The following is a 12945-nucleotide window of genomic DNA, read 5'->3' as shown; positions in this document are numbered from 1 at the left end:
GCCACCGCATATTTAACTCTATGAGGAACATAATTAATGGATTTCGATAAAAAAATAAAGAAGGAGCATAACTCAACCCTGAGGCGTGAACGAGAGGCTTTATTTGCCAGTTTACGTAGTGAGTTTTCCACGCCTCTTGATGTCATTGTTGGCTATGCCGAAATCCTACTTGAGGAACTTGTCTTCCATCAGCTTGAAACGTATGAGGATGATCTTAAAAAGATTTTACAATCGGGAAAACTCTTACAAAGCCGTGTAGAGGAGGTGTTACATTTCAGCTCTACTGCTGGGAAATCAGAAGCATTTAATTTGAAAACATTCAGCAGCGAATTGCAATTTAATTTACTTACGCCGCTTAATTCAGTTATTGGTTATTGTGAGCTCCTTTTGGATGAAGAGCTCTCAGTCGAACAGGAGCAATTTACTCATGATATTAGAAAAATTCTTCTAGCTGCAAAATTGTTCATTAATTATATAAACGAAATAGATAAATTAGCCCAAATACAATGGAGGGGCACAGATCTATTAGCACAATTTAAGAAATCGAATATTATAATTCATGATGTGATTGTCTCTATTCCTCCGCTTGACAATAAAATTATCTATAAGCCTATACCTCCCAAAGGTTCTATTCTTGTTGTTGAAGACAATGAAATGGCGAGAGATTTATTAATACGTCGTTTAAAGCATTATGGGTTTAATGCCACGCCTTGTGGTAATGCTTCTAAAGTACTTGATGAACTAAGTACTGGTAATTTCGATTTAATACTTTTATCAATTATCACTTCAGGGATAAGTGGTTTTGAAGTTTTAAAACGAATCATGGGAGATAGCCGTTATTACTATCTTCCTGTAATTGTTATTTCTCCCCTCAAAGAAATTGATGCAGTAGTACGTTGTCTCGAGATGGGGGCTGATGATTATCTTCTTAAGCCATTTAATCCTGTTATTTTTAAAGCTCGAATCGAAGCATCCATAGAAAAAAAGATATTAAGGGACAAAGAAAAACTTTATCTTATCCAAATACAAGAAGCCAAGAAAAGATCAGATGAACTCTTGTTGAGTATTGTGCCGAGCTCTATTGCGGAACGTTTAAAACTAGGTGAACAAACAATCGTTGAACGATTTCCTTCTGTAACCGCTGTATTTATTGATATTGTTAATTTTTCTAATTTGGCAGATATCCTGACCCCAGGTAAGTTGATTAGGATGTTGAATACTATATTTTCCACTATGGATGAACTTACTGATCAATTCGGTCTTGAAAAAATTAAAACGATAGGAGATTGCTATATGGCGGTGGCAGGTGCTCCAATAAACAATCAATTTCACGCTGAAGTTGTCGCTAATTTTGCATGCAGTGTACTTGAAAAGATAAATAGGATGAACGAAAAGCTTCATTATCCCATTCAAGTACGCATAGGGATTCATACTGGAGCTGTAGTGGGTGGTATCATCGGAAAGAAAAAATTTTCTTATGATCTATGGGGAAAAACCATCAATTTGGCAAGCCGTATGGAGTCTCACGGCGAACCGGGGCGAATCCATGTAAGTGAAGCAACATACCAAATTCTGAAAGATCGATTCGAGTTTGAAAAAAGAGGAACCATTTTAGTCAAGGGAGTTGGTGAGATGGCAACGTATTTTTTAATAAAGTGCCGCAATAAATAAGTGATAAACGGGTGGCTACACCACCTCTCCTTCGACAATCTGGCCGATGATAACTGGCCGATGATAACTGCTAAATAAAATTGTCCTATTAACGATTCAAACCAGGTTAACGTTTGAGCAATTGGTTTCAGAGATATAATCTCACCATAACCTACGGTTGTTAAGTTAAAATGAAAAATATATTGCTTGTGTAGAATACATCTTTTCCTGTTTAAATTTTGTGAGGAACTTTCAGGCTTTATGCGTGTTATTCAATGATTTTGCTTTAAAAAAACTCAGAATGACTATAAAAGCATTGTTTTGGATACCGCGCATAAAACGCGGCACCTAGGGGGAGCATTTATTTCTAGGGAGTGACAATTAATACGCAACATCAATACACGAGTGAAATCGTTCATTGGTGCTTTGATCTCGTCCCCATTCCGCATAGATAACATGGCGGGCTGTACGTGTTGGTATATTACATGTCATATGAAATTTATTGTTTTTCTTATCAGCCCAAATGGTATTTTTATCTTGAGGCGGATTTTTGTCATCCCATGCGAGCTCACAAAAGGGTTCTACTTCAAAATCGGTCCATTTTAAGGGTTGATTTTTATTAAATTGATAATCCGCTTTGGTAATCCAATACCGAAAATGTTCCGTATCGCTAAAGTGGGGGCCATAAGAAATATCCCAGACAAATTCTTGTGTGGCTGTGGTTATTTTGTTGGTGGGCCAATTAATGGCGGCATCCCAGGGAGATGCTTTTCCTTTAAATGTCTCGCTATCAAAACCGCAAACGTGTTTTGGTAAATTGTCATTTTGATAATACCCCCGAGTATGGCTTAATACGCTCATAAACTGGTAGACATCATGATTATAACTTCCATCTCCCTTTGTTAAAATGGGGCGACATTCTGCATAAGGAAGTGTGTTGTCAGGCTCAATATGATGGGGCTGAGTCACTTTGCCGCAAAAATACTCGCGAGACATAGGCTTTTCTATAAGTCCGTGACTGTGTGTTGATTGCTGAAACAACATTAAGAAACATGCGACCAATAATACATCTAATCGAACAAAGAACATATTAGCTACCCAATAAATATAAAATGAGTGCTAATTTAACACAAAAAAAGATAATGTGCATCTTTTTTGATCACATCTTCTTATAACCCGCTGAAAATTAAAAAACAAGAGTCTTGTTGTCCCTACTTATGTTCAATCAAATAAATCACTCCATTAAAATCATCAGATAGATACAATTCACCGTCTTTACCTTCGACGACATGTACAGGTCTGCCAATTACTTTACCATTTTTGAGAAATCCAGTAATAAAATCATTTTGAGTTATAACTCCATTTTCAAAAGTTAAACTAACGACTTTATAACCGACCTTAATTGAGCTATTCCAGGAGCCATGAAAGGCAATCAGTGCTTTTTTATACAATGGGGATTGAGGATTTTTTATAAAAGTGATACCCAGCGGTGCCTGATGGGCGGCAAATTTGAAAACAGGGATTTGTGATTTATTAATCATTTGTTCTTGCCCAATGCCAAATTTTGGGTCTGGAACACGATCACCGTTTGCGTAAGGCCATCCATAAAATTGATTTTCTTGAATCAGATTCAATTCGTCGGGTGGAAAATGGTCTCCCAAATAATCACGACTATTTTCGGTTGCATAAAGTCCTCCATCTGTGGGTGACCAATCAAATCCAACAGCGTTTCTAAGCCCTGTGGCATAAACTGTCATATGATCATCTCCTGGTTTAAACCGAGAGATAGAGGCTCTTAAAGGATTTTTTTCAATACAGACATTGCAAGAAGAACCAATAGATACATAGCCATATCCATCAGGGCCAAATTTAATGGTTCTGGTCCAATGGCCGCCATCATCCGGAATATTTTTAATTATCCGTTCATAACGACCAATAGTGCGTCCCTCTTTTGCATCAAATTCGATTCGTCCAATAGCATTTTCTTCTGCAATATATAGGTAGTTCTCATAAACATCCATACTGTGAGGATTGTTCAAACCAGAAAGCAGTATTCGTTTCTGCTCTGGTTTTTTATAAGGTATGAGGAGTACGTTTCCTTTTGGAGGTTCTGTTATAAGTAAATCTCCAGATTCCGTAACGTACATAAATCGGGGACTATCCAAATTCCGAACATAAGGTTTAAGTATAAAATCATTCTTTAGATCAATATCTTGGGGGGCTTGTGGTTTTAGAAATGGAAAAGATCGGCCTAATACCTCAGAAATTGCAATATTAAACCCCAGAAATGGTTGAAATAAGTACAATAATCCAATACCTACCAAAACCACCAACAGACTGTAAAACAGTTTTTTCATATTAATATCCAGTTTATTAAATAGTGATATGATATGTCTTTTAAACGTACTGTATCGTTACCACTAATGTCCCTTTAATCATATGCTCTTTTCAATCTTAATAACTAGAGTGTTTTAGTGTATGAACATACTGACAATAGATGATCTTAACCAAATATTTTCGCTTGCAATGAAAGCAAAATGCGGGCAAAAGTCAGTTAATCATAGCAAAAAATTTGTAATTTCTAGAAAGAAATCTTTGGGCAACAAGGAATTAACTGAACATGAGATAAAAATATGATCAACTGCTCACAATGTAAGCACAATTTTGTTGCACTCGATAAAAAGGTGAGCCATCTTTCACTCGGCGAGATTATTAATATGGTAGAAAAGCTCTAGTAACGCATCGCTTGGAACCCTTACTCTCAGCTCTGAGAATGGGCTTTAATGGATTAGATGGTTAAAGTTCAGATAACTATATTGATTTCTCGCTACTTTAAATATATTAATAAGTTATGGCTCATTTTTAATTAATGGTCACTAATGAAGCTTATAATTAATAAAAAAAACAGTACGGAGTCAATCACTCTGGATCTTGATGCAACAACGGCAGTTCATGAATTGTTGTTCATTCTTTATGGTTATAGGGGTAAATTTTACGAGCATTTTTCTTTTAGTGAGTATCAAAAATTTATTGCACTATATGAGTGTCTTTTATATGGGGATCGTTTTAAAAATAAGTTGCTCCCTGGAACTCATTTAGCTGATTATCAACTTGATGATCCATGTTATTTGACATGGGAAGAGTTCATTGAGCGTCATTGTCCAACTCATCTTAGCTCAAATATTGTAGACAGTGGGGTTCTTTTTTGGCAAGCCAATACGATGTCAAGTAAACTTAAGATTGCAAGAGAATCTTCATTGGGACATAACAACGAGAATATGAAGCCAAGTTAGGTTTTAAGAGCAGGGACTCTTATTATGAGATTGGGGAGCTTTAATTTTTTTTAATCGATTTCAGTTCAGATGTGATCAAGAGATTTGACAGGTTGCATCGCATGAAGTTACGTCATGAACGGAAAAAGAATAATTTTTCTCTTTAGGTCGAGGTGTAAATAAAGGGTTCGTTTGATAGCCCATTGTGAAAGGCTCTGCCCCAGCACTATCAAGATTTGATTTAGGTTGGGGGCGATAACCCAAAACATTCAATAAATCGAAAGTTGTATCTTCAGAAACTTCATCCACTCCTGCACTATTACTATTTGATGTGGAAGTTGTTACAACTTCTTGTTCTTTGAAACGATATAAATTCAGTAAAACAATCGCTGATTCAAGCACCATTAATGCCACCCCAAGTGCAGGGTTAAGGGCAAAACCTAAAGCAACAAACAGTCCTGCCGCCACTAAAGTAATTGTTGAATTATAGGTTAAACTCACGCAGAAATTTTGGGCAATATTTTTTGTTGTTTTTGCTGCGATATCAAATGCAGTTGCAATAGAAAATAGTCTTCCTTGCTGAACCACTATGCCTGCATATTGCTGTGTAATGTCATCACCAATTTTCGATTGAACAGCAATACCGAGATTGGAATGCCTAATGGCTGTGAGATCATTTGCTGCGTCACCTACCATAGCCACTTTATAGCCATCATGCTTTAACTGTTCAATATAACTTTCTTTAGATATCTCGCCAGTTCGCGTGACAACACCTACTGTATTCGCAAAAATATTCTTTTTAGAAATACCCAATAATTTTGCATATTTTTCTGCAGTTTCCCGATCTGCACCGGTACAAATATGTACCGTTTTACCCAGACGCTTTAATTCATTTACTGTAGCAATGGCATCTTCACGTAATGGATCGATTAAGGAAATTTGTCCTATCACGTTTTTTTCACGTACAATATAGATGGAACCATTTTCAGGGTTATTATAGGGCGCGTTAATCTGCATGACTCCATTCGCGGCAAGCATGTCTTTATTGCCGATCATAAATGTTTCACCCTTAATCACACCTTTGATGCCTGAGTGATGACGTTGATCAACAGAAGTTATTTCTGATTGCTCATCTGCAATGATGCCTTGATCTTCGATATAAGACTTAATAATTTTTGCTAATGGATGGTCGGCTTGGCCTTCTAATAACGCGACGTGGCTCAAAAACTTTTTATCATCAATCGTCAACGCTTCTACTGTGACATTCCCTTGAGTCAGCGTGCCATTTAAATCAAAAACAACAGTATCAATATTAGCCGCTGCTTGTAGTGCTTTACCGTTCCTAAAAATAATTCCATTTTCAGAGGCCTTTTGCATGCCGATTTTAACCGCCAAGGGGGTAATCAGGCTTAAAGCGCATGGACATGCACTCACAAGAACCGATACGACACATTGAATTGCAAGCGCGGGATTAAACACGGAACCTATAATAATGCCTGAGAGCAGTGCAATTCCAAGCAAACCAGGAATAAAATATTTCAATACCTTATCTGCAAAGATTTCAACAGGTGCTTTTTCCTCGTTCGCTTTATCAATATTTTCCGCCAATAATGAAAGGTACGAGTTTTGATAGGTCTTTGTAACCCGCATTTCCAATGAAGGAATATGATCGGCTAAACGCATTCCGGCTTTGACTTCATCGCCTGCTTTAAACCTTTTGAGTTCAGGTGAACCATCGATTCGTGTGGTATAAAGTAATGCTTCTGTGGTTAATACCCCATCGACAGGAATAACACGTCCCTTTTTCACGAGAATTATATCGTTAGGAATTAAGTGTTTCACTGAAATCTCTATGTCTGGTTTACCCTTTAATAGGACTAAGGGATCCACACAATCACGAACGTCTAATTTTTTAGTGATTTTATCGATTAAAGTATGTTCAATGCCTTCGCCTAAATGCCAAAAACCTAAGACCAAAGGCGCTGCCTCAAACATCATGGGTAGTCCGGGAATAAACAGACTGGCAATGGATACGGCAACGATGGTTAAGGTACTGATAGTATATAAAGTTGTAGTATCCCATTTCTTTTCAAGCAAGGCATACCATGCTGATTGATAAACGGTATATCCCAAATACAGTGTCATCAAAGTAGTAAGGCCGGTTATGGCATAATAGGCAAGAAGAGGAATATTAAAACTCCCTATAGCAAGAACAAGCAGGGCTACTCCCCAAATCAAACCTAATGCGGCTTTAACCCAATGATTTTCATGACCATGGGAGTGTCCATGAGAGTGTCCATGAGAGTGGTCATGAGAGTGGTCATGAGAGTGGTCATGAGAGTGGTCGTGGGAGGTGGAGTGACTGCGGGAGTGAGCGTAAGGGGGGGGAGAGAACCTATGCGATATTTTTTTTCTTTTCTTTTTAATACCACCTGTATGTATAGACTCAGCTTGAAACACCTGACCGTTATGCGCCCCTTTCTCTTCAAACCACAGCGCTTCTTCCTCCATGTCGCTGCACAACGTAATTTCTTGGGTCAACAAAATTTGAGTTACTGCTGACTCTATGGCATGAGCATTTTGAGATTTACATAATAAACTGATACTTTTATTGGGGCTGGTCAAGTCAATTGCTATGCGTACTAATCCCAAGTTTCTGGAGGCATTTAACATCTGATCAATTCGCATTGAGGTTTGCTCAGGATCGGAAAATTGGATGTCATCTGGAAGGCGGAATCTATAATTATAAAAATACATTGGTTTCCTCCATTTAAAGGACATTAAAGAGCCCGCTTTTTTGCAAAAGTCCGCTTTAAAGGGGACTCTCTTGACTTTATCAGTTGTTCATCAATATTAATTTCAGAAAAGTCATTAACAATTACAGTAACTCTTAAAACCTTAAAATTAGATAAGATCCAGTAAGCAAAGAAAATTTTCCTGTCCTTAAAACCTATAGGAAATGAAAATTAATTATTTTGCAAACCAACCTTTCGAAAGTGTTACATTGTAACATTCTATTGCCAAAGAACAAGTCACATTTAATAATTTTTATGCCAATAGAATTTCTGTTAAATATCTTGCGGTATTTGTTTAATTATTTTTCGGTAAAATAATGACTGTGGTACAATAGTATTTGATCCATTAAACTTAAAAATGATTGATGAAATACAATTTGTTGGACAAGGCTTATAAGCATTGTATAAAGCATGGGTATCGATTTACGGAACCGAGAGAGCGTGTCCTCAAAATTTTAGTGGAAGAGAGAAAGCCTCTTGGAGCTTATGAAATCCTACAAAAATTATCCGAACAAACTGAGAACCCCAAGCCACCTACAGTTTATCGTGCCATTCAGTTTTGGCATCAAGAAGGATTTATTCATTGTATCGATAGTTTGAAATCTTATGTTGCTTGTTTGCATGGAGATCATATGGGGCAGGCCCAATTCCTAATTTGCAGCCACTGTGGTTTTGTCAAGGAATTAGAAAGCGTTGTAGATTTCTCCGCCGTAACAGAATTTGCGAATTCGATTCAATTTTCAATTATAAATTGTACTGTAGAAATTAAAGGTCTATGTGCCCGTTGCAAGCTGGCCCATACCGGAACATTCCCTAATTAATTTTCTGGTTTCAAAAAAAATAATTCACTTTTGTCAATTTTATTCATTTAGTACTTCAGGCTTCGGATTAATAAATTTTAAAATATTTTCGGAGGCATATTATGCCTTCAAAGATGTATAGGGTAGTCTATAATTTTTTAATAGAAGAATTTATTAAATAAGTTTTTAATGAAAAGAATGAGCTTTTATCTGAGGTAAACATGCGTTACAAGCATAATCAATTGTTGTTTTCTCAACCTGCGAATCTGGAAATTGCCAAACAAGCGATTTCTCATGTCAAACGAAATCTTTCCTATGGTGCAAATAATAAACCTGCAGAAGAAGCTCAATTAAGTGAAAACAAAAAACAATTATATCGGCAAGATCAAGGCCTTAATTTGGCGCAAATCTTAATCGACGATTTAAATAAAAAAGAAATTAAAGACCTCGATAGTGCGCAAATAAAAATTCGTCAATCCTTAATTGAGGCCTACCCTTACATGAAGGGCTTTATTGAAGCAGCTGCGAAGTCTGGCGCGCAATATGAAGCAGGCAATTGCTTATTACAGGCTGCAATGGCTTTTGAATATTTGAAAGAAAAGGGCATTCGGCCTATTGAAATCTATAAGATGGTAGATGGGGATCATGCATTTGTGGTAGTTGGACGACCTATAACCTCAAATCCACGAGATCCTTCAAGCTGGGGCTCCGCTTTTATCTGTGATCCTTGGGCTAATGAAATTTATCCAGCTAGAGAGTTTCTTTTTGGATTTAATTCCACTGACCCCGTTAAAAATAGAAAATATCCTTTGCAAACCAAAGGCTTTCCAGATCTGGTGTATCGACTTGATATAGGAGATAAGGAAATTAGCAATATTGTCCATACTTTTAATACGCAATTTTCAAAAACCTACACTATGGTGAAATTGATAAGTGAACTGCAACTTAAATTGAATTTAAACCCTAAAGAATTTCGTTATTTAGAGGGTTTGAAAGCGCAATTAATTATCATAGCTCAACAAGAAGAGTTAGCTATCGAGCAAGGACAATATAAGTCTAATGATCTGCAGAAACTTTTTGAGTTTATTTCGTCTAGCATAAGTAATTCAGAGCTTGAGTTTTCACAATTCCTCACTGATTTAAGCATTTTAGTTGAAAAAGAAGAGTTCAGAGCAAAAATGGGGCAGCTAATCGATATAATTACTGAAGCTGAAGAGGATACATCCAGTTTACCTCTCCAACAAGCCAGTATGTTAGAAGCGTTAAAAGATAGTTTGAAAAATGCAGAAAAAACTGATTTGGGTGCTATCCATGTGCGAATATTAAAGTGTATAGAAATCTCCGATCCAGCACATTTTCCTTCCTCAATAATAGATGCTCTTCAAGAAATGAAAGAGATAGTTGAGGAAGATATGAACGATTCATCTCTTTCAGCTGTTAAACCACCTTGCTGAAATCTATGATAAAACTGAGTTAACGACTCAAGAAAAAAATCTGTAGTACATTTGCAAATGATTCTCATTTATGTAATAACAGTACGAATTGATTAATGGAAGGATCATTTAAAAATGAAACGTATTTGCAAGATAGTAGTTTTTCTCGGCCTGAGTCCCTACGCATTTGCCAATCATTTGTTTTCCTATTGCCCAGTTCACACTTGGCATAACGTGAGTAGTCTGAATGGCGAATGGGAAGTCAATTTGCGCATGATTAATGAGGACGGACTCCTGGTTGATCAATCATGCCAGCCGATAAATCGAGTACGAATTTCGACGGCTAACCCTCTCACCTATGGGTTTGGTTTTAAGGAGGATGCCACTTTTGATATTGCCTATACAGTAACTGTTGTTCAGTCGACTGAAGGTGCACGCTTTGAATCCAAAACTTGTGTCTTTGTGGTCACCGCCAATGGTCCGGCACAACCGGATATTCATACACTTGCTTATCACGGCGCAGCCTGTCAATGGAAAATTATACCTGGAATCGGAGAAGATTTTATTGTGAGTTAAGTTATTGAGATTGAATGCTTCCGCAAGGATTGAGGTCTGATTTATCCACATTAGGTATTAGAAGTCTAAAAAAATATCCTTGAGTATTTTTTGTGTATTTATGTGGATGTAGTTTAAATAAACTAATTGGTGCTTTTGGGGTTAATTTCAATTTTAATTTTTTCCTTTTCAGATGATCTTTGTGCACTATAATAATAAGTAATCGATGGAGCGTAATGTCATGGCAGAAGAAGAAATAACAACAACCTCATGGTTTTCTCGATTAAAAGATGCTTTTCTTGGTATTTTTATTGGAATTGCCTTAATTATTGGTGCTATTGTCCTCGTGTTTTGGAACGAAGGACACAGTTTGCATATGGCACAATCTTTGGAGCAAACCAAGAATGTTCTAATTTCTGTACCGAATGCTCCTATAAATAAGCAAAATAATCTTAAAGTTGTTTATATAAGTGGCTTAGCAACTACCAAAGATAATTTAAGCGACTCCTTGCTAGGAGTAACAGTAAATGCCATCAATCTCCATCGCAAGGTTGAAATGTATCAATGGAAACAAAAAACTGAAACGAGAACTGAATCACAATTAGGCGGCTCGGAAAAACATATAACCACCTACACCTATGATAAAGTCTGGTCAGAAAGTGCAATCGACAGCTCTACTTTTAAAAATCCCGTAGGACATCAAAATCCAACCATGCCTGTTCAGTCACAAACAGAGTATGCGAGAACAGTAACCGTCGGTGATTTTTTGCTGCCCGATGCTTTAATTAAACAAATTAATATTAGTGAACCAGTCAGTTTAGCCCAGGTTAATAAAGAAATTCTAAAGAGCAAATTGAATAAGCCAGTTACTCTAATTAATAATGAACTATACCTGGGGCAAGATGCTCAAAATCCCCAGGTGGGTGATCTGCGTATTAATCTAACAGTTGTTAAACCACAAACAGTGAGTATTATTGGACAACAAACAGGAGAGACCTTTCAGCCCTATTTTGCCCCTGCAGGACAAAGGATTATGCTCTTATCAACAGGGCAGCATTCATCTGATGAAATGATTGCACAGGCTCAATCCGAAAATTCACTGCTCGCATGGGTTTGGCGTTTATTTTCTTTATTAATGTTGATTGGTGGATTCTCCCTAATCATGAAACCACTGGTTATTTTAGCTGATGTAGTACCTTTTTTAGGATCTATTGTAGGATTTGGTACTGGATTTATAGCATTTCTCTTGGGGTTGTGTGTGTGGCTCATTGCCACTGCAATTGCCTGGTTTGCGACACGACCGCTGCTCTCCATTAGTTTATTAATTATTGCAGTTGTTGGCAGCTATATATTGATTCAGTTAAGGACTAAGAAGAATAATGCTCACCTTCCAGAAACGGACCGTAATTAGTATGAGTCTTTATATGAGTGCGCTGCCAAATTAGTACAGCGATTCGAGATGAATCGCTATCTATTTTCCTTATCCTGATAGAGACTCTCAATAAGAGGGATAAAACCTATAACTCGTTGGTTTTGCATCCGCAGCATGGTTTAACTCACTGATTTTTTGTCTCAGTTCGCCAATGGTCTCTTCTTGTTGCTCAATTATTTTTTTTTGCTTTTGTTCTGTCGCTTGCAGTCTTTTAAAGAGAATGTAAAAAACGTAAAGAGCAGCGTAGTGTTTTGAAGAAGTAGTTTCCAATTTTTTTTGATTTTCTTCCTGTTGGCTTGTTAATGAATTTAGTTCCTGCTTTTGTTCTAAATTTATCCTTTTTTGAACTTCGTTTTTTTCCATTAGTTCAGGTACTAAAAGCGTATGTTGATATTCCATGCAAATTTGTTCGGCAATATCTCTAATCCGCTCATTGGACGTGTAGGTGCATATATTAAATCGTCTTAATACTTCATCGTTTAAAATTTCCCCGGAATTACAAAGCTCACCTCCAATATAGCCATCATTTTTTAAACCTGATAAATCAAGGGCTGTCTTTTTGGTGTCTTCGGTTTTACTGTAAGTAATTCTATAAGTTTTGTGTTTAGGGGTATCTAAAAGAAGCTTAAAATCGATTAATAATTGAGTAATTTGATTTTTGCACTCTTCTAATTTTGCGGCTTCAAAAGAAGTTTTTTGGTCGAATAGAGCTTTCAGAGAGGTTATTTCATGCAAAATATAATATAAGAAAGGCCTACGGCCGCTATCTGAGCACTGTTTGATAAGATCATTCAAACGTATTTTAAAATGAATATCTTGATTCTGAATTATTTCTTTAGCGCAAGATAGTGATTTTTCTCTGAGAAGATTCTCATCCGTTGCAACAACTAATTTTTTCACTTTTGGCTGACTGTCGTGATAGCGAACTACTACAGCAGTCAAAGAATAAAGCAGTTCTTCTAGTCTTGTCATGTAAAATTCCTTATAAAGCTAAATCCATAGTCTAAA

General features: G+C 36.8%; 10 protein-coding genes. 6 read left to right on the top strand and 4 right to left on the bottom strand.

The window, feature by feature from the left end; genetic code table 11:
• Positions 1-36 precede the first annotated feature (36 nt).
• A complete protein-coding gene (locus A8O27_RS18490; protein ID WP_082642395.1) occupies positions 37-1671 on the top strand; it encodes an adenylate/guanylate cyclase domain-containing protein in 1635 nt (544 codons plus the stop codon).
• A gap of 360 nt (positions 1672-2031) precedes the next feature.
• Here the strand turns inward: A8O27_RS18490 and A8O27_RS12050 are convergent, their stop codons facing one another.
• Entirely contained in the window at positions 2032-2739 is a 708-nt protein-coding gene (locus tag A8O27_RS12050) for a lytic polysaccharide monooxygenase auxiliary activity family 9 protein (protein WP_058458260.1), read from the bottom strand.
• Between the two features lie 122 nt (positions 2740-2861).
• On the bottom strand, positions 2862-4007 hold the full coding sequence (locus tag A8O27_RS12045; RefSeq protein ID WP_058458259.1) for a PQQ-dependent sugar dehydrogenase: 1146 nt from the start codon (positions 4005-4007) through the stop codon (positions 2862-2864).
• A 522-nt stretch (positions 4008-4529) separates the two neighbouring features.
• Here A8O27_RS12045 and A8O27_RS12040 point away from each other — a divergent pair.
• The gene (locus A8O27_RS12040) at positions 4530-4943 is read left to right on the top strand and encodes a hypothetical protein (protein ID WP_058458258.1); all 414 of its coding nucleotides are present in this window, start codon (positions 4530-4532) and stop codon (positions 4941-4943) included.
• A gap of 75 nt (positions 4944-5018) precedes the next feature.
• Here the strand turns inward: A8O27_RS12040 and A8O27_RS12035 are convergent, their stop codons facing one another.
• Complete coding sequence (locus A8O27_RS12035; RefSeq protein WP_058458257.1) at positions 5019-7679, bottom strand: heavy metal translocating P-type ATPase; 2661 nt, start codon at positions 7677-7679, stop codon at positions 5019-5021.
• Between the two features lie 403 nt (positions 7680-8082).
• Between A8O27_RS12035 and A8O27_RS12030 the strand changes: the two genes are divergently transcribed.
• The 4 genes from A8O27_RS12030 to A8O27_RS12015 all read left to right on the top strand — a co-directional run bounded on the left by A8O27_RS12030 (position 8083) and on the right by A8O27_RS12015 (position 11916).
• Positions 8083-8538, top strand: coding sequence for a Fur family transcriptional regulator (locus tag A8O27_RS12030; RefSeq protein WP_058458256.1), 456 nt, complete (start codon positions 8083-8085; stop codon positions 8536-8538).
• A gap of 200 nt (positions 8539-8738) precedes the next feature.
• Positions 8739-9971 carry a hypothetical protein gene (locus A8O27_RS12025; RefSeq protein ID WP_058458255.1) on the top strand — a complete coding sequence of 411 codons (1233 nt, stop codon included), beginning with the start codon at positions 8739-8741 and terminating at the stop codon, positions 9969-9971.
• A 114-nt stretch (positions 9972-10085) separates the two neighbouring features.
• Positions 10086-10526 (top strand): hypothetical protein, encoded by a 441-nt coding sequence (locus A8O27_RS12020; RefSeq protein ID WP_058458254.1) that lies wholly within the window; start codon positions 10086-10088, stop codon positions 10524-10526.
• A gap of 220 nt (positions 10527-10746) precedes the next feature.
• Positions 10747-11916 carry a TMEM43 family protein gene (locus A8O27_RS12015; RefSeq protein ID WP_058458253.1) on the top strand — a complete coding sequence of 390 codons (1170 nt, stop codon included), beginning with the start codon at positions 10747-10749 and terminating at the stop codon, positions 11914-11916.
• A gap of 87 nt (positions 11917-12003) precedes the next feature.
• Here the strand turns inward: A8O27_RS12015 and A8O27_RS12010 are convergent, their stop codons facing one another.
• Positions 12004-12909 (bottom strand): hypothetical protein, encoded by a 906-nt coding sequence (locus A8O27_RS12010; RefSeq protein ID WP_058458252.1) that lies wholly within the window; start codon positions 12907-12909, stop codon positions 12004-12006.
• Between the last annotated feature and the right edge of the window lie 36 nt (positions 12910-12945).

It is taken from the genome of Legionella bozemanae (assembly GCF_001648595.1).
Taxonomy (GTDB): Bacteria; Pseudomonadota; Gammaproteobacteria; order Legionellales; family Legionellaceae; genus Legionella; species Legionella bozemanae.
The sequence above is the reverse complement of the archived record's forward strand: the minus strand, read 5'-3'. Positions and strand labels throughout refer to the sequence as shown.

What these genes read in the sequence shown, in the direction of transcription:
- A8O27_RS18490 (WP_082642395.1), top strand. Translation starts at nt 37, where the DNA reads ATGGATTTCGATAAAAAAATAAAGAAGGAGCATAACTCAACCCTGAGG.
- A8O27_RS12020 (WP_058458254.1), top strand. Translation starts at nt 10,086, where the DNA reads ATGAAACGTATTTGCAAGATAGTAGTTTTTCTCGGCCTGAGTCCCTAC.
- A8O27_RS12010 (WP_058458252.1), bottom strand. Translation starts at nt 12,909, where the DNA reads ATGACAAGACTAGAAGAACTGCTTTATTCTTTGACTGCTGTAGTAGTT.
- A8O27_RS12025 (WP_058458255.1), top strand. Translation starts at nt 8,739, where the DNA reads ATGCGTTACAAGCATAATCAATTGTTGTTTTCTCAACCTGCGAATCTG.
- A8O27_RS12030 (WP_058458256.1), top strand. Translation starts at nt 8,083, where the DNA reads ATGAAATACAATTTGTTGGACAAGGCTTATAAGCATTGTATAAAGCAT.
- A8O27_RS12045 (WP_058458259.1), bottom strand. Translation starts at nt 4,007, where the DNA reads ATGAAAAAACTGTTTTACAGTCTGTTGGTGGTTTTGGTAGGTATTGGA.
- A8O27_RS12040 (WP_058458258.1), top strand. Translation starts at nt 4,530, where the DNA reads ATGAAGCTTATAATTAATAAAAAAAACAGTACGGAGTCAATCACTCTG.
- A8O27_RS12015 (WP_058458253.1), top strand. Translation starts at nt 10,747, where the DNA reads ATGGCAGAAGAAGAAATAACAACAACCTCATGGTTTTCTCGATTAAAA.
- A8O27_RS12035 (WP_058458257.1), bottom strand. Translation starts at nt 7,679, where the DNA reads ATGTATTTTTATAATTATAGATTCCGCCTTCCAGATGACATCCAATTT.
- A8O27_RS12050 (WP_058458260.1), bottom strand. Translation starts at nt 2,739, where the DNA reads ATGTTCTTTGTTCGATTAGATGTATTATTGGTCGCATGTTTCTTAATG.